This window comes from Streptomyces sp. XH2 (assembly GCF_049725035.1).
Lineage (GTDB): Bacteria > Actinomycetota > Actinomycetes > Streptomycetales > Streptomycetaceae > Streptomyces > Streptomyces roseoverticillatus.
Genome location: NZ_JBMMMZ010000015.1, coordinates 190,333 through 215,907, shown reverse-complemented (window position 1 = coordinate 215,907; position 25,575 = coordinate 190,333). Strand labels below are relative to the sequence as shown.

Here is a 25,575-nt window from a genome sequence, read left to right as displayed (position 1 = left end):
TCCTCCGGCCGGCCTCCTACGACCCCAGGATCGTGGTCAGGAACTCACCCGTCCACGCCAGCAGTTCCCGTCCGACCAGGGGCTTGCCGCCGATCGGGCGGGTGGCCGGGCGGGGCACCAGGATCTGCTTCGTGGCCGGCTTCATGACCGTGCGCGGGTAGAGCCGCTTGAGGCGCAGCTCCTGGGACTCGCGCAGCTCCACCGGGCCGAAGCGGACGTTGGAGCCCTGGAGGGTGATGTCGGAGACGCCGCACGCCCGGGCCAGCATGCGCAGGCCCGCGACGAGCAGCAGGTTCTCCACGGGCTCCGGCAGCTTGCCGTAGCGGTCGGTGAGCTCCTCGCGGACGGCGCGGATGTCCTCCTCGCTGTTCGCGGAGGCGATCGCACGGTAGGCCTGCAGGCGCAGGCGCTCGCCGGGCGCGTAGTCGTGCGGGACGTGCGCGTCCACCGGCAGTTCGATCTTGACTTCGAGGGGTGCCTCGGGCTGCTCCTCGCCGCCCTCGACCGACGCCCGGTAGTCCGCCACGGCCTCGCCGACCATGCGGATGTAGAGGTCGAAGCCGACGCCCGCGATGTGGCCGGACTGCTCGCCGCCGAGGAGGTTGCCCGCGCCGCGGATCTCCAGGTCCTTCATGGCGACGTACATGCCGGCGCCCATCTCCGTGTGCTGGGCGATGGTGGCGAGCCGCTCGTGGGCGGTCTCGGTCAGCGGCTTCTCCGGCGGGTAGAGGAAGTAGGCGTAGCCGCGCTCCCGGCTGCGGCCGACACGGCCGCGCAGCTGGTGCAGCTGCGACAGCCCGAAGTTGTCGCCCCGCTCCACGATCAGCGTGTTGGCGTTGGAGATGTCGATGCCCGACTCGACGATCGTGGTCGAGACCAGGACGTCGAACTTCTTCTCCCAGAAGTCGACGACGACCTGCTCCAGCCGGCTCTCGCCCATCTGCCCGTGCGCGGTCTGGATCCGCGCCTCCGGCACGATCTCGCGCAGCCGCGCGGCCGCCCGGTCGATGGACTCCACCCGGTTGTGGATGTAGAAGACCTGACCCTCGCGCAGCAGCTCGCGGCGGATCGCGGCGCCGATCTGCTTCTGGTCGTACGGGCCCACGAAGGTCAGCACCGGGTGGCGCTCCTCCGGCGGGGTGGTGATGGTCGACATCTCGCGGATGCCGGTGACCGCCATCTCCAGGGTGCGCGGGATCGGGGTGGCGGACATCGTCAGCACGTCGACGTTGGCCCGCAGCTTCTTCAGCTGCTCCTTGTGCTCGACGCCGAAGCGCTGCTCCTCGTCGACGATGACGAGACCCAGGTCCTTGAACTTGGTCTCGGACGAGAACAGGCGGTGCGTGCCGATGACGATGTCGACCGAGCCGTCGCGCAGGCCCTCCAGCACGGCCTTGGCCTCGGCGTCCGTCTGGAAGCGGGACAGGGCCTTGGTGACCACCGGGAACTGCGCGTACCGCTCGGAGAACGTGCCGAAGTGCTGCTGCACCAGCAGCGTGGTCGGCACGAGCACCGCCACCTGCTTGCCGTCCTGCACGGCCTTGAACGCGGCGCGGACCGCGATCTCCGTCTTGCCGTAGCCGACGTCGCCGCAGATCAGGCGGTCCATGGGGACGGACTTCTCCATGTCCTCCTTGACCTCGGCGATGGTCGTGAGCTGGTCGGGGGTCTCCGCGTACGGGAAGGCGTCCTCCAGCTCCCGCTGCCAGGGGGTGTCGGGGCCGAAGGTGTGGCCGGGGGCCGCCATCCGCGCCGAGTACAGCTTGATCAGGTCGGCGGCGATCTCCTTGACCGCCTTCTTGGCGCGCGCCTTCGTCTTCGTCCAGTCCGCGCCGCCGAGGCGGTGCAGGGTGGGGGCCTCGCCGCCGACGTACTTGGTGACCTGCTCCAGCTGGTCGGTCGGGATGTAGAGGCGGTCGCCGGGCTGGCCGCGCTTGGCGGGCGCGTACTCCACGAGCAGGTACTCGCGGGTGGCGCCCTGGACGGTGCGCTGCACCATCTCGATGTAGCGGCCGACGCCGTGCTGCTCGTGGACGATGTAGTCGCCGGCCTGCAGCGTCAGCGGGTCGATGGTCTTGCGGCGGCGGGCCGGCATCCGGCCCATGTCCTTGCTGACCGACTTCTGCCCGGACAGGTCCGTCTCGGTCAGGACGGCGATCTTCAGCCCGGGGTCGACGAAGCCGTTGTCGATGCTGCCGCAGGAGACGTGGACGACGGAGGGGGCGAGCTCGGCGATGTCGGCGTCCAGCCGGGCCGCGATGCCCTCGCCGCCGAGGACCTCGACCGTACGGGCCGCGGGGCCGTGGCCCTCCGTGACGAAGACGGTGCGCCAGCCGTCGGCCAGCCAGCCCTTGGTGTCGGCGAGCGCGCGGGCGGTGTCGCCGCGGTACGTCTCCGGGGCGTGCATGCCGAGCTTGAGCGTGTCGCCGTCGAGCTCCTCGTCGGCCGCGAAGGGGCTCACCGACCACCACATCTGGCCCAGCTCGCGGGCGCGGTCGCGGACGTCCGCGATGCCCCACAGGGAGGCCGCGTTCACGTCGATGGGGGCCTCCCCGCCGCCGGCCGTGGCCGCCCAGGACGCCTGCAGGAACTCCTGGCTGGTGGCCACGAGGTCCGCGGCACGCGTCCGCACGCGCTCCGGGTCGCACACGACCGTCATCGCGCCCGCCGGCAGCACGTCCAGCAGCAGCTCCATGTCGTCCACCAGGACCGGGGCGAGGGACTCCATGCCCTCCACCGCGATGCCCTCGGCGATCTTGGAGAGGAGCTCGCCGAGCTCCGGGTGCTCCTCCGCGAGCTCCGCCGCCCGGGCCCGCACGTCCTCCGTCAGCAGCAGCTCACGGCAGGGCGGCGCCCACAGGCCGTGCTCGGCGACCTCCAGCGAACGCTGATCGGCGACCTTGAAATAACGGATCTCCTCGACCTCGTCGCCCCAGAACTCGACCCGGAGCGGGTGCTCCTCGGTCGGCGGGAACACGTCGAGGATGCCGCCGCGGACGGCGAACTCGCCGCGCTTCTCCACCAGTTCGACACGGGCGTACGCGGCGGCCGCCAGCGCGTCCACGACCTCTTCCAGGTCGGCGCCCTGCCCGCTGCGCAGGCTGACCGGCTCCAGGTCGCCGAGCCCCTTCACCTGCGGCTGCAGCACGGACCGGACCGGCGCGACGACCACGCTCACCGGCCCCGCCGCCGGGTCGTCCTTGCTCGGGTGCGCGAGCCGGCGCAGCACGGCCAGACGGCGGCCGACGGTGTCCGAACGCGGCGAGAGGCGCTCGTGCGGCAGCGTCTCCCAGGCCGGGAACTCCACGACGCCGTCCGGCGGCAGCAGCGAGCGCAGCGCCGCCGCGAGGTCCTCGGCCTCGCGGCCGGTGGCGGTCACCGCCAGGACGGGCCGCCCGGCGTCCCGGGCGAGCGCCGCAACGGCGAAGGGCCGGGCGGCGGGCGGGCCGACGAGGTCGACGTGCGGGCGGTTGCCGTCGGCCGCGGCCTTCACCGCTTCGGCGAGCGCCGGATCATTGACGACGGCGTCGAGCAGACCGTGCAGGCTCATGGAGAGGTTTCCCGTCCCGGAGGTGGACAACGCGAATCGCCCGACACGAGACAACGGGCCGGGTTGTCTCCAGACTACGACGGCGCGCCGACACAGGCCCCTGGACGGCACTACGGCACCACGGGCCGCTTCGAGCCCCGCCGCGCCCGCGCCGGTGCGCCTGCGGCTCAAGACTCTGACGTGGCGATGTCAGAATTCCGATCATGGACGACCGCCGGCCCGAGCAGCCCCCGCCGCCCCGAGAGACCCTGCCTCCCGAGCCCGTCGACGCCCCGGAACCGGCGAAGGCGACGGATGCGGATACGGACTCCAGCACAGGCCCGGCGGATGCGCCGGAACCAGCGGGTTCGCGCGACGCGTCCGCGGAGCGGGCGGACGCGGACGATGCCCCGGAGCCGACCGCCGTGGAGGAAGCCGACAGCAGGCCGGAGGACACCGACGCACCGGAACCGGAGACCGGGCAGCCCGACGCCGACGCCCCTGAACCGACGGCTGCGGAGGAAACCGACAGCGCACCGGAGAGCAGTGACGCACCGGAACCGGGGGCCGATCAGCCTGATACCGAGGCTCCGGATCCGGAATCCGCGGAAGCCTCGGACTCCGGCGCAAGCCCGGCGGACGCCCCGGAATCGACAGACGCGCGCGACGCGGGCACCGGGCAGACAGACGACGCTCCGGAACCGACGGACGCAGAGGAAACCGACAGCGCACCCGAGGAGACCGGCGCCCCGGAACCGGAAACCGAGCAGCCGGACGCTGATGCCGCGGAATCGGCCGATGATGAGGACGCGGATTCCGAAACAGGCCCGGAAGGCACGCACGAAACGGATGCCGAGCAAGCAGACGACGCCCCGGAACCGGAAACCGTAGAGGAAACCGACAGCACACTTGAAGAGACCGACGCCCCGGAGCCGGAGGCCGAGCAGCAGCCCGAAGCCGAGGCACCGGAACCCACGGATGCGGAAGACGCAGACTCCGAAACAGGCTCCGTAGACGCGCACGACGCCGACGCCGAGCACGTGGACGACGCTCCGGAACCGACGGCCGCGGAGGACACCAAAAACGCGGATGCGGAAGAGGCGGATGCCCCGGAGTCCGGCGAGGGGCCCGCGAGCGACGGTGCGGGGGACGAGGCTCCCGGCCCCTGGGAGGCTCCGTCCTCGGACAGCACGGACGACGCCGCGCAACCGCACGAACCGGCGGACGAACTGTACGAATTCGACATGGTCCGTAACCCTGGACCGCTGGCCGAAGGGGACTACCCGCCGGCCGCCAATTTCGCGGGCGGCCGGTACAGTGAAGTGACTTTGACCGAGCCGACGGAGTTCTACCGCGCCGGCGTGCTCGGCGGCGCGAAAGAGGAGCTCGGCCAATGGTTCACCCGTGAGGCACCCTCATCGGTCGCCCACGTCCGCATCGACACCGCGGTACGCCCCCAGTGGATTGACATGAACAGTCAGCGCATGACTGGAGATTCACCGATCGACACGGTGTACCGAATCGAGATCCCGGCCGACACCAAGATCTATCCGGGGCCCGTCGCCAATCAGGGTGACGTCTACGTGGGCGGCGCCGAGCAGATATTCATTCCCGAGCCCTGGAACATAAAGGGAGTGCGGGTCATGGGACGGGAGCCTTTGAGATGACATCACGCACACCCGAGTCCCGACGCGAGCGGGCCACCGCCGCTGCCGCGCAACTCGCGGAGATCGTGCACGGGGAAGGCCGGGAGCACGCCTTTTCCTATCTGACACTCACGGATATCCGCGACATTCTTGCCGACCCGGAGAGCGAAGCCGAGACGGCGCTGACAGCGGCTACCCAAAGGTTCGACGAGCTCTGCAAGACACGGAACTTCTCCGAATTCTATGTCTACATCGCCGACTGGGAGCAGCGCGTGGCGGCGAATAAGAGATTCAAGGAACTGGTGAACGAGCTCCGTTCCACGCTTCACGATTCCTGACCGTCTCTACCCACTGCCATTCCCGCGCGACACCCGTCAAGAACGAACCGGAGTCCCTGTAAATGTTCCCCGCCAACAAGCTGGAAGAGACGCTGGCCGCCGCAAAGGCCGGCTCTGTCCCTCCCGAGGACATTCTGGAGGCGCTCGCCGCGGCCGAACTGTGGATGCCGCTCCCGGAATCCCCCGGCGGTGACCGGGGAACACGGCTGCCGATCGTTGCGATCGACGGTCAGCCGCACGTCGCCGTGTACACCTCCGCGCACCAGCTCAAGGTGTGCGCGGGCGACGTGGCGCACGCGGTGATGGGCGCCCGCGAGCTGATCGACGCGATCCCGCAGGAGCTCGGTCTCGCGCTCAACCCTGGTGGCGAGGTCGGACTGCCCATTCACGCCGCCGGTGTGCAGGCCGTACGGGAAGACGGCCGGAAGACCGTGCAGCCCGGCGAGAGCGTCCGGCTCGGTGAGCCTGCGGAAGAGCCCGTCGCGCTGCTCGCGGCGCTGCGCCGCGCCTTCGACGCGGTTCCCGCGGTCTCGTCGGCCAGGCGGGCTCTGGTGCAGGTGGGGAATCAGCGCCCCGGACTGCTGATCGGCGTGACGGTTCGCGGTGCGGTCGAGGAATCGCGTGAGGCCGTGCTCGCGGCCGTTTCGGATGCCGTCGCGGCGGAGGCGGTGCCCTTCACCGTGGACACGCTCTTCCTCGGCAAGCCGGGTGATCAGACGTCGGCGTGGATGCTGGGCAACGTCGAGCCCTTCTACGTCGCCTGACCGCAACAGGCAGCAAAAGGCCCGGCCCGGACTCGCACCCCCGTGGCGCGTCCGGGCCGGGCCTCCTTCGGGGGCCGGGGCGGGTCGGGACCCGCGTGACGGCCCCCTCGCAGGGCAGCGGTCTGCTAGTCCGTGGCGATGGCGTTCAGGACGTTCATCCGGCCCGCCCGGAACGCCGGGACGAGCGCGGCGAGCAGGCCCACCACCGCCGAGCCGAGGAAGACCGTGATGATCGTCGGCCAGGGGATGTCCAGGACGCCGAGGCCCTGGAGGGCCAGGAGCTTCTGGGACGTGGTGCCCCAGGCCATGCCGAGGCCGAGGCCGAGCAGGGCGCCGAAGAGGGCGATGACGACCGACTCCAGGCGGATCATGCGGCGCATCTGGCGGCGCGAGAGGCCGATGGCCCGCAGGAGGCCGATCTCCCGGGTGCGCTCGACGACCGACAGGGCCAGGGTGTTCACCACGCCCAGGATCGCGACGATGATCGCGAGGGCCAGCAGGCCGTAGATCATGTTGAGGAGCTGGCCGACCTGGTCCTGGATGAGCTTCTTGTAGTCGGACTGGTCGCGGACCTTGATCTGCGGGTACTGCTCGACGGACGCCTTGAGGGCGGCGGCGGCCTCCTTCGTCTGCCCGTCGGCGGCCTTGGCGAGGACCATGAAGTCCAGCGGCATCTTGTCGGCCGGGAGGTAGTTCCGCGCGGTGGCGATGTTGGTGTACATCGCGCCCTGGTCGATGCTGGTGTCGTCCGAGGTGATGGCGCTGACCGTCAGCTCGGCCGGGCGGCCGCCGGTCATGGCGACCTTGAGCCGGTCGCCGAGCTTGATGCCGTTGTCCTTGGCGAAGCCCTCCGGCACGGACATGGCGTCCTTGGCGTAGGCGTCCTTGAGCTTGCCCTTGACCGTCTCGGCGCGCACGTCGTCGGCGTAGGTGGGGGTGACGGCGGAGAGCCGCTTGGTGGCGGTCTTGCCGTCGGGGGTGGTGATCTTCGCGTTGACGACCGTGTATTCGGTGACGTGCTCGACGTGGCCGGCGCCCTTGACCGCCTTGACCGCGGCCGGGCTCAGCGGCTGCTGGTTCTCGGACTGGACGATGAAGTCCGCGCCCACCGACTTGTCGAGCTGGTCCGTGGCCGAGGCGACCATCGAGGAGCCGACCACCGACAGCGCGGCGACCAGCGCGAGGCCGATCATCAGCGCGGAGGCGGTGGCGCCGGTGCGCCGCGGGTTGCGCAGCGCGTTGCGCTCGGCGAGGCGGCCGACGGGGCCGAAGACCCGCAGCACGATCGCGCTGAGCACGCGGACGACGAAGCCGGCGAGCAGCGGCCCGACGACGATGAAGCCGACGAGGGTCAGGAAGACTCCGAGGCCCAGCATGCCCGAGCCGGCCTTGGCGTCGTCCGCCTTGGCCGCGGCGGCCAGCGACAGCCCGCCCAGAGCGGTGAGCAGCACGCCGATCGTGGCGCGCACCTTGCCGGCCTTGCCGTCCGCCGGGGTGCCGGCGTCGCGCAGGGCGGACATCGGGGAGATCCGGGTGGCCTTGAAGGCGGGCAGGAGGGCGGCCAGGACGGTGACGACCACGCCGATGGCCAGGCCCACGATCGGCGTCGAGGCCTTGATCGTGAGCTCGCCCAGGTCGAGCTTCATGCCCATGGAGCCCATGAGCTCCATCAGCCCCACGGCGAGGGCGATGCCGCCGCCGATGCCGAGCACCGAGCCGACGACGCCGAGCAGCACCGCCTCGGTCAGCACGGAGCGGAGGACCTGCCGGCGGCTGGAGCCGATGGCCCGCATCAGGCCGATCTCCCGGGTGCGCTGGGCGACCAGCATGGAGAAGGTGTTGACGATGAGGAAGATGCCCACGAGGACGGCGATGCCGGCGAAGCCCAGCAGCGCGTACTTCATGACGTCCAGGAAGGAACCGACGTTCTTCTTGTTCTCCTCCTTGGACTCGGCGGCGGTCCGCACCGCGTAGTCACCAGCGGAGGAGCCGAGGACGGCGGTGACGCGCTCCTTGAGCTGCTCGTTGCTGACGCCGGACGCGGCGGTCAGGCCGTAGCTGCTGAAGCCGTCCGTGCTGCCGAGCAGCTTCGCCTGCGCGGTCGGGGTGTCGAAGTAGAGGAGGGCCGCGCCGGGGTTGGTGGTCTTGAACGTGGCGATGCCGACGACGCTCACGGTGAAGTCGCCGGGGACGGCGATGACGCGGAGCTTGTCGCCCTCCTTCACGCCGTGCTTGTCGGCGGTGTCGGCGTCGAGGACGGCCTCGGCCGGGCCGTGCGGGGCGTGGCCGCTGGTGATCTCGACGGACTTCTTCTGGCTCTCGTCCCAGTTGGTGCCCACGGTGGGGGCGCCGGAGGCGGGGCTGAGGCTCTTGTTCTTCCCGTTCACGACGGTCAGCTGCATGCTGGTGACGTGCGGCTCGACCTCGGCGACGCCGTCGACCTTCGTCAGCTTCGCCTGCAGGGCGGCGGGCAGTGCCTGCGGCTTGCCGGTCTCCTGGGCGTCGTCGTCCTTCTTGGGGGCGACGGAGACGTCGGAGGCGGTGTTCGCGAAGAGCTTGTCGAACGTGGCGTTCATGGTGTCGGTGAAGACGAGCGTGCCGCACACGAACGCCACCGACAGCAGGACCGCGACGGCGGAGAGCGCCATGCGGCCCTTGTGCGCGAGGAAGTTGCGCATCGAGGTCTTGAGGACGGTCACGACACCCGTCCACGCGCGTCGAAGTTCTTCATGCGCTCCAGGACCGCGTCGGCGGTCGGGCTGTACATCTCGTCGACGATCCGGCCGTCGGCCAGGTAGAGCACGCGGTCGGCGTAGGAGGCGGCCACGGGGTCGTGGGTGACCATGACGATCGTCTGGCCGAGTTCGTCCACGGAGCGGCGCAGGAAGCCCAGGACCTCGGCGCCGGCCCGCGAGTCGAGGTTTCCGGTGGGCTCGTCACCGAAGATGATCTCGGGGCGGGCGGCGAGGGCGCGGGCCACGGCGACGCGCTGCTGCTGGCCGCCGGAGAGCTGGTTCGGCCGGTGCTTGAGGCGGCCGGCGAGGCCGACGGTCTCCACGACGCGGTCCAGCCAGGCCTTGTCCGGCTTGCGGCCGGCGATGTCCATGGGGAGCGTGATGTTCTCGATCGCGTTGAGTGTCGGGAGCAGGTTGAACGCCTGGAAGATGAAGCCGATGCGGTCGCGGCGGAGCCGGGTGAGCTTCTTGTCCTTGAGGCCGGTTATCTCGGTCTCGTCGATGAAGATCTCCCCGGACGTGACGGTGTCCAGGCCGGCCAGGCAGTGCATCAGGGTCGACTTGCCGGAGCCGGAGGGGCCCATGATGGCGGTGAACTGCCCGCGGGCGATGTCCACGTCCACGTGGTCGAGGGCGGTCACGCGGGTCTCGCCGGCCCCGTAGGCCTTGACCACCTGGCGGGCCCTCGCGGCGACGGCCGTATGCCCTCCACTGCCCCCGGTCTTGGGAATCGATACAGCCGTTGTCACGGTCCATCTCCTAGGTGCTCATTGCGGTGCGGTCCACAGCCTGCCTGGATGCGGGGTGCCGGGGCGATGGTGCTCGTCCGTGTATCCGAGGTGGGGCTAGCCCCACCACCGCCTCTCCGGCCGGTGCCGGGCCGGCGTGGCCACTTTGACGTGGGCATCGTCGTCGGCACCGACATCGAAAAGGCTAGGCAACGGGTCGTGCCCGCTCCTCCCCCTGCGGTACGAACCGGGCGGCCGGTACGAGCAGGAGAAAGCCAGGAACGACCCTTAGGGGTTGCGCGGCCGGCGGGCCCCCCGGTCTCGGGGTTCACCGGAGCCCGAGTCTGCACCCTGCCGTTACGTCAGGCGCAAACACGCCCCTGGCGGGCGGATGCGTGCCGGGGGAAACGATCTCCCCCGCCGGCGCGCCGGGCCCGCCGCGGGCACCCGCCGCCGTACCGAATCCGCCACGGACAAACGACAGGAAGCGGGCAAAGGGTAAGGAGTTACCGGGGAACGAAGGGCGAATAATACGTGAAGGCGGCCACCGGGCAAGACAATTGAGGCCACAGGGAATTAGTGTTCGGTGTCATGGTCGAGGGGGGACGTCGTGCACCCCTTCGCACAGGCCGCAGGTCTCCGAAGGAAGCAGCATCGTGAAGATACTCCCTACGCGCGCTGCCAGTGTCTCCCGGCAGGGTCTGTGCACGGCCCTGCTCGTGGCCAGCCTGACGGCCGCGGTCGGCGTCAGTCCCCCGCACAACACGGCGGATGCGGACGACCCCGCGAAGGACCCGAAGAACCCCCAGGGGATGCCGCACGGCACCCCCAACCTCACGCTGCCCGACCTCAGACCGAAGGGCCGCCCCGGCCTCCCCGGCGCGAACGGCCCCGGCAAGGAGGACACCAAGGACGCCGCCACGGGCATACCCGCGACGGCCCTGGACGCCTACCGCAAGGCCGCGCAGCGCGCCGCGGCCGACATGCCGGGCTGCCACATGCCGTGGGAGCTCATAGCCGGCATCGGCCAGGTCGAGACGCAGCACGCCACGTACAACGGCGCGCGCATGACCGCCGACGGCACGACGGACAAGCCGATCCTCGGCCCGCAGCTGGACGGCAACGGCTTCGCCACCGTCAAGGACACCGACCAGGGCCTGTGGGACGGCGACACCGTCTACGACAAGGCCGTCGGCCCCACGCAGTTCCTGCCCTCCACCTGGGCGCAGTACGGCGCCGACGGCAACGGCGACGGGGTGAAGAACCCCAACAACATCTATGACGCCGCGCTCGGCACCGCCAAGTACTTGTGCGCGGGCGGCAAGGACATGAACCGGCCCGGGGACCTCGACCGGGCGATCCTCAGCTACAACAACTCGCGCTCGTACGTGAACGCCGTCACCGAGTGGATGCGCGCGTACCAGCAGGGCAACGTGCCCTCGCTGCCGGACCGTACGGGAGTGGGGACGGGCAACACGCCGTCGGGCAACGCGCCTTCGCGGAACGTGCCGTCGGGCTCGGGCAGCAGCACCCCTTCGGGCAACGCCCCATCGACGAAGCCGCAGCCTTCGAAGCCGTCGCCCGGCGGATCGACGGGGACGACGCCGAGCAAGCCGGAGCCCGGCAAGCCCGGACCGAACAAGCCGGATCCGGGCAAGCCCGGGCCCGACAAGCCCGAGCCCGGCAAGCCGACCCCGCCCGCACCTCAGGCGAACCGCCTGGAGCGGGTCGGCGACGGCAAGACCTGGGAGGCGAACGCCGGCGAGACGTTCAAGGAGAAGGCGCGGGTCCTGGTCAGGGACCAGTCCGGGAAGCCGATGGCGGGGGCACGCGTACGGTTCGTGCTGAGCGGCGACGGGGCCGCGTTCACGGACGCCTCCACGGAGCTGACCGTCACCACGGGCAAGGACGGCACGGCGGAGGCGCTGCGGGTCGTGGCCGCGCCCAAGATCGGCAAGGTCGAGGTGACGGCGACGGTGGTCGGGCGGGACCTCGCCGCGGTGAAGTTCGCGGGCAAGGTGTCCGTTCTGGCGGCCGAGCAGGTTGACGTCGTCGGCAAGCCGAGCCTGCAGGCCGACCCCAACAGCGCGTTCGCCGACCGGTTCACGGTCAAGGTGCTGGCGAAGGGCGGCAAGGACGTCGTCGGCTCGGCCGTCACCGCCAAGGTCACCAAGCTCGACGGCAAGCCCGCCACCGACAAGGGCGGCAAGCCCATCGGCCCCTACTTCAAGGGCCCCGACGGCAAGCGGACGTGGTGGCTGGAGGCCGGGACGACGGACAAGGACGGCGTCCTCGCGCTCCCGGCGCTGCTGACGGACGGGGAGTCCGGCGAGTACGTGCTGACCGTGACGACGGCGGACGGCAAGGCCCACACGTTCAACCTGACGGTGAAGGCCCCGACGGCCACGCTCTCGTCGCCGAAGCCGACGCCGGCGGCGTAGCCCTTGCGGCGGTGCCGTACGGGCTCAGGCCGGTTCGGCACCGCCGGACACCACCGTCGTGGTTGCTCGCCGTTGCGGCGGATTCAAGGAAGCAGGCTTCCTTGGGACCTCCCGGCAAGGATGCCGGACCCGCCGTACGCGTACGTGACCGGGTTACGCGTACGTGACCGGATCAATCCCCCGCCCCCAGGTCCTCCGCCACCGGCTTGCCGGTGAGCGCGGCCAGGCTGTGGCGGACATGGGCCATGTGGGCGCGGAGCTCCTCGCGCCGCTCCTCGTGCTCGCGGAGGTTGCGCTCCATGTCCCGTACGACCCGCTCCTCGCGGACCCGCGCCTGCGCGATGAGCGCCGCGCCCTGCGCCTCCGCGTCCTCCTGCCCGTGCCGGGCGGCCTCTTCCGCCTCCGCGTAGCGGCGCTGCGCCTCCGCCAGGGCGTTGCGGGCGTACTCCTCCATCGCGGCGATGCGCGTGTCGAGCGCGGCCTCGCGCTCGGCGATCTCGCGCCCCGCCGTCTCCCACCGCTCGGCGTGGTCCTTCTCCTGCTCGGCGAGCGCCGCCGCCGTCCGTTCGCGCATCTCCGCGAGGGCCGCGACGGCGTCCTCGCGCCGCTGCTTCGCGTCGCGCCGGGCGACGGCGATGACGTCGTCGGCGACGGACTCGGCCGCGACGAGCGCCTGCCGCGCCCATTCCTCGGCCTCGGCGCGCACCGCCGTGGCCGCCTGGTGGGCCGCGTCCCGGACCGACCGGCCGTGCGCCTCGGCCGCCTCCATCATCTCGGCGGCGGCCGCCTCGGCCCGCTCCCGCAGCCCGGCCGCCTCGGCCTGGGCCGTGAAGAGCAGGCCCTGCGCGCGCTGGCCGAGCGACTCGTACGTCTGCGGGGGGAGCTGCGTCACCACCTGCCCGAGCCGCTGGGCCTCCTCCTCCATCTCGCGCGCCAGTACGGTCAGCCGCGCCACCCGCTCCCAGGCCGCGTCCCGCTGGCGCGCGAACTCGGCGAGCACGCGATCGACCTGCTCGGGCCGGTAACCCCGGCCCCGTACGACAGCGAAACCGTCGGGAGACACCGATGCACTCATCCTTGAAGCCCCTTATATCCCGGATGTCCGGTATGTGACGCAGTCTGGCGCACATCATCCCTGGACCACGGGAAGTGCCGATGACGCGACACTCCGCCCGCTTCTTCTGTCAAGGATGCGCCAACCTACGACACGGGGCGCCCGACCCTCATCCCGGATCGAGCGCCCCGCGCCGTCAGCAGCCGGCCCGCTCGGCTAGAACAGGCCGTCCCACATCTGCTCCACCAGCACCGACCACCAGTTCTCCGGCGAGGACAAGGCAGCCGTGTCCAGCGCCATCAGCTGTTCCTGGAAATCCACCGTCCAGCGGCCCGCCTGCTCCGGCGTCAACCCGTAGCGCCACCGCCACATCTTCCCGAGCAGCGCCAAAGAGCGAACGAACTGAGGCAGGCTCGTGTTGACGAACTGCGGAGGAACGGACGAACCGCCCGGCCCCGCCTCCAGCGGCACCGCCACGATGTGCGCCGTCCCGTACTGCACGCACAGCTGCTTGCCGAAGTCCGTGCCCATCACGAGGTACGAACCCGCGTCCGGCGCCGCCTGCACCCGCCGCTCCGCCGCCAGCTCCGCCAGCGTCGGCACCGGCCGGCCCGGCTGCGCCTGGCCCCAGAAGAACGGCCCGCAGTCCACGGGCACGCCGGCCCACACCAGCGTCTGCGCGACGACGTCCGGCACGCCCTGGCGCGACACCGCACGCTGCTCGAACCGGAACACGCCCTGCGGGCCGAACGACTCGGCCAGCTCCCGGGCTATCACGTCCGGGCCGACCGGCGGCGCCTGCTGCACCTGGCCGGGGTGCGGCAGCGGCACCCGGTTCGGCGCGGGGCGCGCCGGGCCGTCGGCGACCTGGTGCAGCTCGCCCTGATGCTCGATCAGGTGACGGACGCCCTGCTGGCGCGTGGCGTGGTCGCGGCCGTACGCGGCCGTGTGACTGACCGTCGCCTGCGGCCAGTTGTCGCGCACCATGCGGGCGCAGTAGCCGCCCGGGCCGTCGCAGGACTCCAGCTCCGTGTGGAGCTCCAGCACCTGCTCGCGCGGCACGTTCATCGCCATCAGCTCGTGCAGGATCTGCCACTCCGGGTGCGGCGTGCCCGGCGCGCTGCGGCGGATGAGCTGCTGCTCGGAGCCGTCGTGCGCGCGGTAGCGCAGGACGGCCATGTAGCCCGGGCCGACGGTCGGCAGACCGCCGGGGGGCTGGGGGTAGCCGTACGCGGGGGCCGCGGGGGCCTGCGCCGCGACCGGGCCCTGCGGGACCGGGGGCATGCCGGGAGCACCCGGGCTCGCGAGCATGGTGGCGGCGTGGTGCACGCCACCGGGGCCCGCGGGCGGCGGGGTGGCGCCCGGGCGGGCGGGGGGCTGCCCCGGGGCGCCGGGAGCACCCGGGGCCGCCGGGCCGCCGGGAGCGCTCGCGAGCATGGTCGCCGCGTGGTGCACCCCGCCGGGGCCGGCCGGAGCCGCGGGCGGCGCGGCGGGGCCGGCCGGCTGCCCGGGGGCACCGGGCGGACCGGGCGGTACGGGCGCGCCCGGTGCCGGCGCGCCGGGCGCGGCTCCGGGCATGCCCGGCGTACCGGGGGCGGCGAGCATCGTCGCGGCGTAGGCCGCACCACCACCGGGCGCACCAGGAGCGCCGGGAGCGCCCGGAGCACCGGCCCCGGGGGCCGGGGGCGCGCCGGGGGGCGTGGGAACACCGGCGCCCGGAGGCTGCCCCGGAACACCGGGGGCACCGGGCGGCGTGGGCGCCTGCGGACCACCGGCGCCGGGGCCCGGCGGCGGCGGAACGGGCGCGCCGGGGCGGGCCGCGGCGGGAGCAGCGGGCGGCGGCACCGGGGCACCGGCGGGGGCCGCGGGCGGCGGGGCCGGGGAGCCGGGAGCACCCGGAGCTGCCAACTGGCCTTCCAGGGCGTCGAGGGACGGGGCGATGGCCGTCTTCGGCAGCGAGCTGCCGGCCGACATCAGGGCCGTCTTCGCTTCCGGGCCGACGCCCGGGGGCGGCGTGTCGTCCTCGTCCGTACCCGACAGGGCCGGCGCCAGCACCGTGGCCGGCAGGCCGACCGAGCGGTCGTCTTCGCCGTCCGCGGTGTGCGTGTCCGCGGCGGCCCACGGCGTCGCCTCCGGCGCGGGAGGCGCGGGAGGGGCCGTGACCGGCGCCGCGGGCGCGGGCGGTGCGGCGGGCGCTGCCGGCGACGGCGCCGGGGGCTGCCCGTCCGCCGCGGGCCAGGGCGTCGCCGGCTCCGGCCCCTCCGGCGGTGCGGCAGCCGGCCCCGTGGGAGCGGCCAGCGGCACCGGCGCGCCCAGCGACGCGTCCGAGGACGCGTCGGAGCGCGCGGACGCACTCGAAGGCCCGTCGTCGGAGGCGCCGGCGGACGCGCCCACCGGCGCACCCGAAGCCCCGCCCGCAGACGCACCGTCAGGCGCACCCGTAAGCGCACCCGAAGCGCCGCCGGCAGACCCGGCCGACGGCCCGCCCGCAAGCGCGCCGCCCTGCGCACCGGCCGATGCATCCGTGTCACCGCCCGCAGGCTTACCGGCCGACAGGCCCGAAGCCCCACCGGCAGACCCGCCCGCGGGCGAGCCCCCGGACACACCCGCAGCCGCGGACGCGCCCGCACCGCCAGGCGCAGACGCCCCCGCGCCCGCACCGGCAGGCGAACCCGCACCCGCACCGGAAAGCGAACCCGCGCCCCCGCCGGCCTGCGAACCCCCGCCCGACGTCGACCCGTCGCTCCTCCGGTCCGGAATGCCCATCGCGTCCGCCGCGTCCTGCAGCCACTGCGGCGGGCTCAGCAGGAACGACGTCGCGTTCAGGTCCAGCCGTTTCGGCGGGGCGTCCGACGGTTCCGGTTCCTCCACGGCCACCGCTCCGTACTCCTCCTCGTAGCGCCGGATGACCTCGCCCACCGGCAGCGCCGGCCACAGCGTGGTCTCCCCGCTGTCCCGGGCGATCACCAGCCTGACGTGCCCGCCGTCGGACGTCGGACCGTCCTCGCGGTCCTCGGCCCACACCACGAACCCCAGGTCGAACTCGCGGACCCGCACCTCCCGGTGCTGGTACGCCGGCACGTCACCGTTGGCCCAGCGCTCACCGCGCTCCTGCGCCTGCGCGAACGTCACCACCGCGCGCTCACCCCTCCACCGGGACGGCATAGGCGAAGCCGCCGTCCACCATCAGGCCGGCCACCGTCTCCAGCTCCGGCGGACCACCCGCCAGCCGCGACAAAAACACGTCGAAGTCCTCACCACAGGGCAGCAGCAACCGCTCCACCCGCTCCTGCACCGTCCAGCCGTCCCCGTCGCGCGCGTCGTCGTACGGGCAGAACCAGACCGAGCCGATCGCCTCGCCCTTCACCTTCACCGCGAGTACGCCCCCCTGGACGAATCCCACGCCCAGATAGTCCTTGGTGAAGTGGTCGCGCAGACACTTGTTGACGTAGACGAGGTCGTTCACGGCGGCCTCGTCGCGCACGGTGAAGAACGGCTGGTCGATCAGCAGGCCCAGCTCCGCGTCCAGCGCGGCACCGACCGGCGCGCAGCCGCCCGCGGCCTTCAGGAAGGCCCGGTACGCGCCCGGCAGGCGGTAGCCGAGGTCCTCCTCGACGCCCTGGACCTGTTCCTCCGTCACCGCGAGGTCCCGCTGCGGCAGTACGAAGTGCACCGGCCGGGTCTCCTGCAGCGGGCGCGTGCCGCGCTTCTCCTGGTCCACGGCGGCCGTCGCCAGCCCGCCGTGGTGCCGCAGCAGCGCCTTCACCTCGGCGGGCACCAGCTCCAGCCGGCGCGTGCCCGCCACGTGGTGCCACGTCCAGCCGTGCGGCGTCGCGACCGGCGGCAGGCTGGCCCACAGCTCGTGACCGGCGGCGTGCAGGGCGGCGTTCGCCGACACGTAGTCGGTCAGCCGCAGCTCGTCCACGCCGAAGCCCTCCGGCGGCTCCGCGATCTCCGCGGCCGCCCGCGCGTACGGCGAGAAGTCCGGGTGACCCGAGTCGTCCATCCGCACCCCCTTGGGGTAGCGGGCGGCGCGGACCGGGTCCGGGAAGTGCACGACCTGCCCGGCGTAGGCCGCATTCGGTGGCGCGGCCTGCTGCCCGAGCCGACCTGTCGTCATGGCGGAAGCCCCCTGCTGACTGTGGATCCGAAAGGCCCCGACGAACGCCGCGGTCGCCGCGCGTCACCGGACCCCCGCCCGGGCCACGGGGGGCCCGGCCGGCCGGTGTCCCCATGGCCGAGAACACCCCGTGCGGCACAGCCTATGCGGTACCGCAAGACGGGGGCCGCGCCCAGGTCCGCCCCCGCCTCCCCCGGCCCGGCCGGCGGGCGCCCGTCACGCCCCGTGAGCGCCGTCCCGCCGAAGCCGCCGCGCCTCCGCCGGTGCGACCATCCGACCCCTGAACACCACGCGACACCCCGTCAACCCCGACCTGACTTCCGCACCTGCCGTCCCGTTTGGCAGGCTGATCCCCGCAACAGGGGGATTGCAGGGAGGGAAGAACCACCATGCACACGACTCAGGACCGACCGCCGGCCGACGACCACGGCACGACGGCCTCCGGCGACCCCCGGCTCACCTGGAGCACCGAGGACGCCGACCGGCCCCCCGCCCTCCTGCACCGCCGCGACGGCATCCTGCCCGCCGTGGCCGCCGCGCTGTCCGTCCGCGGCGAGACGCTGACCTGCACCGGCGGCAAGGGCGACGTGCCGCCCGCGCTGCACCCCCTCGTGCAGGACTTCCTCGACACCCTCACCAGCGACCGGCGCGAGCGCTTCACCGGCCGCTGCTCCGAGGCACTGCTGCTGACCCGCTTCCTCACCGCCCACGAGAACGGCCGCAGCAAACGTGCCGCCCGCAAACCCCTCACCCACGGCGAGGCCCGGCGCGCCCTCAAGCACGCCAAGCTCACCGCCCGGCACATCCGCGAGGAAGGCGACCCCCGGCACGGCGCGTACGCCCCGCCCTGCCGCTCCTGCACGGCCCTGCTGACCCACTTCGGTGTACGCAGCGTCGACCCCGCCGCACCCGCCAAGGCCGCCACGCTCACCGCCAAGGCCGCCACACTCAAGAACAAGGGCTGACCCACATGCGCGCCTTCGACCGCACCGCGGCCACCCGGTTCCCCGCCGCCGTGGACGCCGCCCTGCGCGAAGCCGGGTGGCAGCCCGGCCGCTGGGACATCAAGGCCGCCGAGAACTGGGCCGACGCCCTGCGCGCCCACTCCTCCCCGGCCGGCCACCGGCACACCGTCTTCCCCGCCGCCGTCGAGGCCTGGGCGGAGTTCGGCGGCCTGCACATCGCGGGGACGGGGCCGGGCCGGCACATCGCCCCGACGCCCTTCCACATCGACCCGCTGCACGGCCTCCACCTCGCCCGCACCGTCGCCGACCTCGGGCGCGCGCTGGGGGCCGAGGTCTGCCCGCTCGGGCAGGAGGCGGACGGGCAGGCGCTCCTCGCCATCGACGCCCACGGCCGCGTCTACAGCCTCGACCACACCGGCGACTGGTACCTCGGCTCGGACATCGACCACGCCATCGGCACGCTCGTCAGCGGAACCCGGCCGTCACGGCTGTCGGCGGGCACGGGACGCCGCTGACCGGATCCGTACGGGATCCACGGGCACCGCCGGCCGGAGACCGCGCGGACGCCCGTACGGACACCGCTGACCGGAGCAGCGCGAACCGGCCAAACGCCAGGCGAAAACCAGCCGAATCCCGGCCGGGCACCGGCCCGTCGCAGACCGGCACACACCGCACCGAACCGGAAAGGCCGAGCGCCCGCGCCCGGCCACGCGCCCCCGTCCCGCCCTACGCCCCCGCGCCGGCGCCGTCCGCCACCGCCGCCGGGATGACCGCCGACACCCGGAAACCGCCCGCGTCCGTCGCGCCCGACACGAACACGCCGCCCAGCGCCGACACCCGCTCCCGCATGCCCACCAGGCCGTTCCCGCCGCTCGGCAGGCCGGGCGCCGCCGCACCGCCGTCCGAAGGGCCGTTCTCCACCTGCAGCGCCACCTCGTCCCCGCGGTGGGCCACCCGCACGACGGCCTTCGCCCCCGGCGCGTGCTTGTGGACGTTGGTCAGCGCTTCCTGCACCACCCGGTACGCCGTGCTCTCCACCCGCGCGCCGTACGCACGCTCCTCGCCCTCCACGGACAGCTCCACGGCCATCCCGGCCGCCCGCGACTGCCCGACGAGATCCTCCAGACCGTCCAGACACGGACCGTCACCGGACGCGGACCCGCCGTCCACGGGGCCGGCCCCCGCCCGCCCCACGGCGCCGACCCCCGCGGACACCCGCGCGGACGCCGCCGCGGCGACCTCCGCCAGACGCCGCGAGTCCACCGCCGAGGCCGCCTCGGGCACGGACTCCTCCGACGACGTGCGCAGCACGCCGAGCATCTCCCGCAGCTCCGTCAGCGCCTGCCGGCCCATGTCCCCCACCAGACCCGCGTTCCGCGAAGCCTTCTCGGGATCCTTCAGGGCCACCGCCTGCAGCGCCGCCGCGTGCACCACCATCAGCGACACCCGGTGCGCCACCACGTCGTGCATCTCGCGCGCGATGCGCGTCCGCTCCTCGTTGCGCGCCCAGACCGCGCGCTCCTCGGCCCGCTCGGCCAGCAGCGACAGCTCCCGCTCCAGACCGTCCGCCCGCTCCCGCAGGCTCTCGACCAGCCGGCGCCGCGCCCCCACGTACAACCCCGTCAGCACCGGGGGCGCCGTGAGCCCCAGCGCCACCAGGGTCGAGAAGAACAACATCGCCCACAGGTCCTGCGGGCTCCCGTCGTCGGCCACGTTCTGGTGGAACTTCGCCAGCGTGACCACGAACGTCCCCGCCACGGACACCCCGGCCAGGATCACCGTCAGCCGGCGCGGCGCGTCCGACGCGGCCAGCGTGTACAGCCCGACGATCCCGAGCAGGAACCCCAGCTCGGCCGGGGTGATCGCGATCCCCAGCAGCACCACGGCCACCGGCCACCGGCGCCGGAAGATCAACGTGGCACCGACGAGCAGCCCCACCAGCGTCGGGAGCGCCATGGGTATCCCGTGATCACTGGCGAACGCCGCGCCCTCCGCCGCGCACTCCAGCGCGGACACCAACGCCAGCGCGACGTCCAGCACCATGCTCCGCCGCCGCGCCCACCACCAAGGCCCGTCCGGCGCGCCGCGCGCGCCCGCCTCCGCGATTGCCCCCGTTGTGGTCATACCACCCAGACTACGGAAGGCCGCCACACCTTTTCCCGTCCACGTTCCGGTCCGGGGCCGGAGCACGGAGCGGGCACCGGCAGGGCGGAATGACACACACCTCCCTCGAACTGCTGAATGATCCGAGGATTTCCCCTATCCACCGACATGCATCGCAACGCTGTACGCATGGTCCAAGCGAAAACAGAGCTCCAGAGCCGCGCCCGCGAGCTGCGGCGAGCAGGCAAGACGTACGACGAGATCGTCGCGGAGCTGGGGGTTTCGAAGAGTTCGGTGTCGCTGTGGGTGAGGGATCTCCCGAAGCCGCAGAAGACGGCGGAGCAGATGCACGCGATGCAGGAGGCACGGTGGGTGCCTCACCGGCAGAGGCAGGCGATCATCCGGTCGCAGACCAAGCTCACCGCCGCGCATGAGATCGGCCGAATGAAGGACCGCGAGCTGTTTCTCGTGGGCGTGGGTCTCTACTGGTCCGAAGGTGCGAAGAGCAAGCCGCACAGGCCCACTGAGAGGGCAACCTTCATCAACAGCGATCCGGACATGATCCAGGTCTATCTCGCCTGGCTGGCGCTCCTCGGCGTGGAGCCGGGACGGATCCAGTATCGCGTCATGATCCATGAGAATGCCGACATTGCCAGGGCGGAGCGGTTCTGGGCCGACCTGACCGGCGTCGATGTCACCGCCCTGCAGAAGACGACGCTCAAGAAGCACAACTCGAAAACCGTCCGCAAGAACGTGGGCGAGGGCTACCACGGCTGCCTCGTCGTCGACGTCCGGAGAAGCGCCGACCTATACCGTCGCATCGAGGGCTGGTGGTACGGCATAGTGGTGGGGGCCAAAGCGACGATCTAAGGGTTGTCCTTTTTGGCCTAGTTTGCCATCCGCCGTAGTGTAATTGGCAGCACGGGAGCTTTTGGTGCTCTTCGGTCCGGGTTCGAGTCCTGGCGGCGGAGCTGCAGGTTCGAATACTTCGGGTCCTGACCGCCCAGGTCAGGACCCGCCCGCGTTTCAGCAGTAAAACGCACCGGTATCCTTCGGATGTCCACCACCCGAAGCCGAAGGGCACACCCGTGAGCGCCAACCGCCCGGCAGCCGTCGTCGTTCTCGCAGCGGGTGAGGGCACCCGCATGAAGTCGGCGACCCCCAAGGTCCTGCACGCCATCTGCGGACGTTCCCTCGTCGGCCACGTCGTCGCCGCCTCCCGCGAGCTGGACCCCGAGCACCTCGTCGTGATCGTCGGGCACGCCCGCGAGCAGGTCTCCGCACACCTCGCGCAGATCGACCCCGAGGTCCGCACCGCCGTCCAGTACGAGCAGAACGGCACCGGCCACGCCGTGCGCATGGGCCTGGAAGAGCTGTCGAACAACGGGATCGTCCTCGACGGCACGGTGGTCGTCGTCTGCGGCGACACCCCGCTGCTGACCGGCGCCACGCTCAAGACCCTCAGCGACACCCACGCCGCCGACGGCAACGCCGTCACCGTGCTGACCGCCGAGGTCCCCGACTCCACCGGCTACGGGCGCATCGTGCGCGACGACAGCGGCGCCGTCACGGCGATCGTCGAGCACAAGGACGCCACGGACGCCCAGCGCGCGATCAGCGAGATCAACTCCGGGGTCTTCGCGTTCGACGCGCAGCTGCTGGCGGACGCCCTCGGCAAGGTCCGCACGGACAACAGCCAGGGCGAGGAGTACCTGACCGACGTCCTGGGAATCCTGCGCGAGGCCGGGCACCGGGTGGGCGCGGCCGTCGCGGACGATCACCGCGAGATCCTCGGCATCAACAACCGCGTCCAGCTCGCGGAGGCCCGCAAGCTGCTCAACGAGCGGCTGCTGCACGCGGCGATGATGAGCGGCGTCACGGTCGTGGACCCGGCGTCGACCTGGATCGACGTCACCGTCACGGTCGAGCCCGACGTGCTCGTCCACCCCGGCACCCAGCTGATCGGCGCCACGAGCCTGGCCACCGGCAGCGAGGTCGGCCCGAACACGCGCCTGACGGACACCGCGGTCGGCGCCGGCGCGCGCGTGGACAACACCGTCGCGGACTCGGCCCTGATCGGCGAGGGTGCCCTCGTGGGCCCCTTCGCGTACCTGCGCCCGGGCACGAAGCTCGGCCCGAAGTCCAAGGCCGGCGCGTACGTCGAGATGAAGAACGCCGAGATCGGTGAGGGCACGAAGGTGCCGCACCTGTCCTACGTCGGTGACGCGACGATCGGCGAGTACAGCAACATCGGCGCGGCGAGCGTCTTCGTGAACTACGACGGTGTGAGCAAGCACCACACCACGATCGGCTCGCACTGCCGTACCGGATCGGACAACATGTTTGTGGCTCCGGTCACGATCGGGGACGGCGCGTACACCGCTGCCGGCTCGGTCATCACCAAGGATGTGCCCCCGGGTTCGCTGGCCGTCGCACGTGGACAGCAGCGGAATATCGAGGGCTGGGTGGCACGTAAGCGCCCGGGAAGCGCAGCCGCACAGGCCGCTTCCGCCGCTCACCGGGAGACCGACGGCGAGCAGTGACCGTGACACGGGTACGCCGTGCGGGGCGTACCGTGATAAGCGCACACAAAGCGACATCCAAGGAGACTGTGCTGTGACCGGGATCAAGACGACCGGCGAGAAGAAGCTGATGCTCTTCTCCGGCCGCGCCCACCCCGAGCTTGCCGAGGAGGTCGCGCACCAGCTGGGCGTCGGCCTGGTCCCGACCAAGGCATTCGACTTCGCCAACGGCGAGATCTACGTCCGCTTCCAGGAGTCGGCGCGTGGCGCGGACTGCTTCCTGATGCAGAGCCACACGGCTCCCATCAACAAGTGGGTCATGGAGCAGCTGATCATGATCGACGCGCTGAAGCGCGCGTCGGCCCGCTCCATCACGGTGGTCGTGCCGTTCTACGGCTATGCCCGTCAGGACAAGAAGCACCGCGGCCGTGAGCCGATCTCGGCCCGTCTGATCGCCGATCTGTTCAAGACGGCGGGTGCGGACCGGATCCTCACGGTCGACCTGCACACGGACCAGATCCAGGGCTTCTTCGACGGCCCGGTGGACCACCTGTTCGCCCTGCCGATCCTGGCGGACTACGTGGGCGCCAAGGTCGACCGCGAGAAGCTGACGGTCGTCTCCCCGGACGCCGGTCGCGTGCGCGTCGCCGACCGCTGGTGCGACCGCCTGGGCGCGCCGCTGGCGATCGTCCACAAGCGCCGTGACAAGGATGTCGCCAACCAGGTGACGGTGCACGAGGTCGTCGGTGACGTGAAGGGCCGCGTCTGTGTCCTCGTCGACGACATGATCGACACGGGTGGCACGATCTGCGCCGCCGCGGACGCCCTGTTCGCCAACGGTGCGGAGGACGTCATCGTGACGGCCACGCACGGTGTGCTGTCCGGTCCGGCCGCGGACCGTCTGAAGAACTCCAAGGTGAGCGAGTTCGTGTTCACCAACACCCTGCCGACGCCGGGTGAGCTGGAGCTCGACAAGATCACGGTGCTGTCGATCGCCCCGACGATCGCGCGCGCCGTGCGCGAGGTCTTCGAGGACGGCTCGGTGACGAGCCTCTTCGAGGAGCAGTGAGCCTTCGGCGGCGCTAGCCTGCCGGCTGCAAAAACGATCGGCCTGGGACCGGCACGGTCCTGATCGATTTCTGGGCGGCCTCCCCGCCGGGTACACTCCTGGAGTTGCTCGGCGAGGGAGGCCGCACTCATGTGCGGCGGTCCGTTATCGACGCGCTCTTCGTAGCAGGTCCGTATGTGGCCGGGTAACGGCCCATCCGATCCACACCTCACGAGGAGTGCACCATGGCTGAGATCAAGATCCCCGCCCAGGTCCGTGCCGAGTTCGGCAAGGGCGCTGCCCGTCGCATCCGCCGCGCCAACCAGGTTCCCGCCGTCGTCTACGGCCACGGTTCCGAGCCGGTCCACGTCACCCTGCCGGGTCACGACCTGATGATGGCCCTGAAGACCCCGAACGTCCTGCTCTCCCTGGACATCGAGGGCCGCTCCGAGCTCGTCATCCCCAAGGCCGTCCAGCGTGACGCCCTCAAGGGCTTCCTCGAGCACGTCGACCTGCTGGTCGTCAAGCGCGGCGAGACGGTCACCGTCGAGGTCCCGGTCCACACCGAGGGCGAGATCGCCCCGGGCGGCAACCTCATCGAGCACACCCTGACCGCCCTGCCGGTCGAGGCCGAGGCCACCCACATCCCCGAGGCCGTCACCGTCTCCGTCGCGGGCCTCGAGGCCGGTGCCTCCGTCCTGGCCAAGGACGTCGTCCTGCCGGCCGGTGTCGCCCTCGCCGTCGACGCCGACGCCGTGGTCCTGCACGTCGTCGCCGGCCAGGCCGCCCCGGCCGAGGCCGCTGAGGGCGCCGAGGCCTGATCCTCGCCGCACCCGGCTTTTCTTTTCCGACCGCCGTCCCGCTCCGATGAGGAAGCGGGACGGCGGTTGGCGTATGAAGGAGACATGCAGATGACGGACGACTCCAGCCCCTGGCTGATCGTGGGCCTGGGCAACCCCGGGCCGGAGTACACGGGCAACCGCCACAACGTGGGCTTCATGGTCGCGGACCTGCTCGCGGAGCGGATGGGCGCCAAGTTCAAGGCGCACAAGGCCTCGCGGGCCCAGGTCGTCGAGGGCCGCCTCGGTGCGCCCGGCCTGTCGAGCCGTCGTGTGGTGGTCGCCAAGCCGATGTCGTTCATGAATCTGTCGGGCGGGCCGACGGCTGCGCTGCGGGACTTCTACAAGGTGCCCGCCGAGCGCGTGATCGCCGTCCACGACGAGCTGGACATCGACTACGGCACGCTGCGGCTGAAGCTCGGCGGCGGCGACAACGGCCACAACGGCCTGAAGTCGATCACGAAGGCGCTGGGGCCGGACTACCTGCGGGTGCGGTTCGGGATCGGGCGGCCGCCGGGGCGGATGCCCGTTGCGGACTTCGTCCTGAAGGACTTCTCGTCCACGGAGCGGAAGGACCTCGGCTACGAGGTGGACCGGGCCGCGGACGCGGTGGAGTCCCTGATCGTGGACGGCCTGGAGCGCGCGCAGAGCACGTACAACTCCTGACACACGCGAAGTGGCCCCCCCCCCGAACGGGGGGGGGCCCGTATCCTGTGTGGGGGACCCCGCGTTGGGCCCGCCCC

Annotated in this window: 18 protein-coding genes and 1 tRNA gene; 12 read left to right on the top strand and 7 right to left on the bottom strand. The window is 72.0% G+C overall.

Annotation, left to right across the window (positions count from 1 at the left end; genetic code table 11):
• Positions 1–16 precede the first annotated feature (16 nt).
• Positions 17–3,550 carry a transcription-repair coupling factor gene (gene mfd / locus ACOTKD_RS29745; protein WP_424892075.1) on the bottom strand — a complete coding sequence of 1,178 codons (3,534 nt, stop codon included), beginning with the start codon at positions 3,548–3,550 and terminating at the stop codon, positions 17–19.
• A gap of 203 nt (positions 3,551–3,753) precedes the next feature.
• Between mfd and ACOTKD_RS29740 the strand changes: the two genes are divergently transcribed.
• From ACOTKD_RS29740 to ACOTKD_RS29730, 3 genes are all read left to right on the top strand, one after another.
• Positions 3,754–5,196, top strand: coding sequence for a hypothetical protein (locus ACOTKD_RS29740; RefSeq protein WP_424892074.1), 1,443 nt, complete (start codon positions 3,754–3,756; stop codon positions 5,194–5,196).
• Positions 5,193–5,513 (top strand): hypothetical protein, encoded by a 321-nt coding sequence (locus ACOTKD_RS29735; protein WP_424892073.1) that lies wholly within the window; start codon positions 5,193–5,195, stop codon positions 5,511–5,513. The genes ACOTKD_RS29740 and ACOTKD_RS29735 overlap by 4 nt, the downstream gene beginning before the upstream one ends.
• Before the next feature lie 62 nt (positions 5,514–5,575).
• On the top strand, positions 5,576–6,277 hold the full coding sequence (locus tag ACOTKD_RS29730) for an enhanced serine sensitivity protein SseB C-terminal domain-containing protein (protein WP_424892072.1): 702 nt from the start codon (positions 5,576–5,578) through the stop codon (positions 6,275–6,277).
• Between the two features lie 125 nt (positions 6,278–6,402).
• Here ACOTKD_RS29730 and ACOTKD_RS29725 read toward each other — a convergent pair whose 3' ends face one another.
• Entirely contained in the window at positions 6,403–8,976 is a 2,574-nt protein-coding gene (locus ACOTKD_RS29725) for an ABC transporter permease (RefSeq protein WP_424892071.1), read from the bottom strand.
• Positions 8,973–9,761 carry an ABC transporter ATP-binding protein gene (locus tag ACOTKD_RS29720; RefSeq protein WP_106681306.1) on the bottom strand — a complete coding sequence of 263 codons (789 nt, stop codon included), beginning with the start codon at positions 9,759–9,761 and terminating at the stop codon, positions 8,973–8,975. The genes ACOTKD_RS29725 and ACOTKD_RS29720 overlap by 4 nt, the downstream gene beginning before the upstream one ends.
• Before the next feature lie 635 nt (positions 9,762–10,396).
• Here ACOTKD_RS29720 and ACOTKD_RS29715 point away from each other — a divergent pair.
• Positions 10,397–12,181: a lytic murein transglycosylase gene (locus ACOTKD_RS29715; RefSeq protein ID WP_424892070.1), complete on the top strand. Its 1,785-nt coding sequence runs from the start codon at positions 10,397–10,399 to the stop codon at positions 12,179–12,181.
• A gap of 172 nt (positions 12,182–12,353) precedes the next feature.
• On the opposite strand, the gene ACOTKD_RS29710 is transcribed toward ACOTKD_RS29715, so the two are convergent.
• From ACOTKD_RS29710 to ACOTKD_RS29700, 3 genes are all read right to left on the bottom strand, one after another.
• The gene (locus ACOTKD_RS29710; RefSeq protein ID WP_424892069.1) at positions 12,354–13,244 is read right to left on the bottom strand and encodes a cellulose-binding protein; all 891 of its coding nucleotides are present in this window, start codon (positions 13,242–13,244) and stop codon (positions 12,354–12,356) included.
• Between the two features lie 207 nt (positions 13,245–13,451).
• Positions 13,452–16,370 carry an SUKH-4 family immunity protein gene (locus tag ACOTKD_RS29705; protein ID WP_424892068.1) on the bottom strand — a complete coding sequence of 973 codons (2,919 nt, stop codon included), beginning with the start codon at positions 16,368–16,370 and terminating at the stop codon, positions 13,452–13,454.
• A gap of 7 nt (positions 16,371–16,377) precedes the next feature.
• A complete protein-coding gene (locus ACOTKD_RS29700) occupies positions 16,378–17,355 on the bottom strand; it encodes an HNH endonuclease (RefSeq protein ID WP_424892067.1) in 978 nt (325 codons plus the stop codon).
• 389 nt (positions 17,356–17,744) lie between these two features.
• On the opposite strand from ACOTKD_RS29700, the gene ACOTKD_RS29695 reads away from it, so the two are divergent.
• Complete coding sequence (locus tag ACOTKD_RS29695) at positions 17,745–18,320, top strand: YwqJ-related putative deaminase (protein WP_424892066.1); 576 nt, start codon at positions 17,745–17,747, stop codon at positions 18,318–18,320.
• Positions 18,321–18,325: 5 nt separating this feature from the next.
• Complete coding sequence (locus tag ACOTKD_RS29690; RefSeq protein WP_030365152.1) at positions 18,326–18,835, top strand: SUKH-3 domain-containing protein; 510 nt, start codon at positions 18,326–18,328, stop codon at positions 18,833–18,835.
• A gap of 211 nt (positions 18,836–19,046) precedes the next feature.
• Here ACOTKD_RS29690 and ACOTKD_RS29685 read toward each other — a convergent pair whose 3' ends face one another.
• Positions 19,047–20,444, bottom strand: a complete 1,398-nt coding sequence (locus tag ACOTKD_RS29685; RefSeq protein WP_424892065.1) for a sensor histidine kinase — start codon at positions 20,442–20,444, stop codon at positions 19,047–19,049.
• Positions 20,445–20,612: 168 nt separating this feature from the next.
• Between ACOTKD_RS29685 and ACOTKD_RS29680 the strand changes: the two genes are divergently transcribed.
• The 6 genes from ACOTKD_RS29680 to pth all read left to right on the top strand — a co-directional run bounded on the left by ACOTKD_RS29680 (position 20,613) and on the right by pth (position 25,498).
• Positions 20,613–21,293 (top strand): hypothetical protein, encoded by a 681-nt coding sequence (locus ACOTKD_RS29680; RefSeq protein ID WP_424892064.1) that lies wholly within the window; start codon positions 20,613–20,615, stop codon positions 21,291–21,293.
• 28 nt (positions 21,294–21,321) lie between these two features.
• A tRNA-Gln gene (locus tag ACOTKD_RS29675) sits at positions 21,322–21,394 on the top strand.
• Positions 21,395–21,511: 117 nt separating this feature from the next.
• Positions 21,512–22,966 (top strand): bifunctional UDP-N-acetylglucosamine diphosphorylase/glucosamine-1-phosphate N-acetyltransferase GlmU, encoded by a 1,455-nt coding sequence (gene glmU, locus ACOTKD_RS29670; protein WP_424892063.1) that lies wholly within the window; start codon positions 21,512–21,514, stop codon positions 22,964–22,966.
• 73 nt (positions 22,967–23,039) lie between these two features.
• Complete coding sequence (locus ACOTKD_RS29665) at positions 23,040–24,014, top strand: ribose-phosphate diphosphokinase (RefSeq protein ID WP_058046637.1); 975 nt, start codon at positions 23,040–23,042, stop codon at positions 24,012–24,014.
• Between the two features lie 224 nt (positions 24,015–24,238).
• Entirely contained in the window at positions 24,239–24,814 is a 576-nt protein-coding gene (locus ACOTKD_RS29660; RefSeq protein ID WP_424892062.1) for a 50S ribosomal protein L25/general stress protein Ctc, read from the top strand.
• A 90-nt stretch (positions 24,815–24,904) separates the two neighbouring features.
• Positions 24,905–25,498 carry an aminoacyl-tRNA hydrolase gene (gene pth / locus ACOTKD_RS29655; protein ID WP_424892061.1) on the top strand — a complete coding sequence of 198 codons (594 nt, stop codon included), beginning with the start codon at positions 24,905–24,907 and terminating at the stop codon, positions 25,496–25,498.
• Positions 25,499–25,575 lie beyond the last annotated feature (77 nt).

Excerpts from the sequence above, each read along its gene's own strand:
- mfd (WP_424892075.1), bottom strand. The coding sequence starts at position 3,550 with ATGAGCCTGCACGGTCTGCTCGACGCCGTCGTCAATGATCCGGCGCTC.
- ACOTKD_RS29740 (WP_424892074.1), top strand. The coding sequence starts at position 3,754 with ATGGACGACCGCCGGCCCGAGCAGCCCCCGCCGCCCCGAGAGACCCTG.
- ACOTKD_RS29735 (WP_424892073.1), top strand. The coding sequence starts at position 5,193 with ATGACATCACGCACACCCGAGTCCCGACGCGAGCGGGCCACCGCCGCT.
- ACOTKD_RS29730 (WP_424892072.1), top strand. The coding sequence starts at position 5,576 with ATGTTCCCCGCCAACAAGCTGGAAGAGACGCTGGCCGCCGCAAAGGCC.
- ACOTKD_RS29700 (WP_424892067.1), bottom strand. The coding sequence starts at position 17,355 with ATGACGACAGGTCGGCTCGGGCAGCAGGCCGCGCCACCGAATGCGGCC.
- ACOTKD_RS29695 (WP_424892066.1), top strand. The coding sequence starts at position 17,745 with ATGCACACGACTCAGGACCGACCGCCGGCCGACGACCACGGCACGACG.
- ACOTKD_RS29690 (WP_030365152.1), top strand. The coding sequence starts at position 18,326 with ATGCGCGCCTTCGACCGCACCGCGGCCACCCGGTTCCCCGCCGCCGTG.
- ACOTKD_RS29685 (WP_424892065.1), bottom strand. The coding sequence starts at position 20,444 with ATGACCACAACGGGGGCAATCGCGGAGGCGGGCGCGCGCGGCGCGCCG.
- ACOTKD_RS29680 (WP_424892064.1), top strand. The coding sequence starts at position 20,613 with ATGGTCCAAGCGAAAACAGAGCTCCAGAGCCGCGCCCGCGAGCTGCGG.
- ACOTKD_RS29660 (WP_424892062.1), top strand. The coding sequence starts at position 24,239 with ATGGCTGAGATCAAGATCCCCGCCCAGGTCCGTGCCGAGTTCGGCAAG.
- pth (WP_424892061.1), top strand. The coding sequence starts at position 24,905 with ATGACGGACGACTCCAGCCCCTGGCTGATCGTGGGCCTGGGCAACCCC.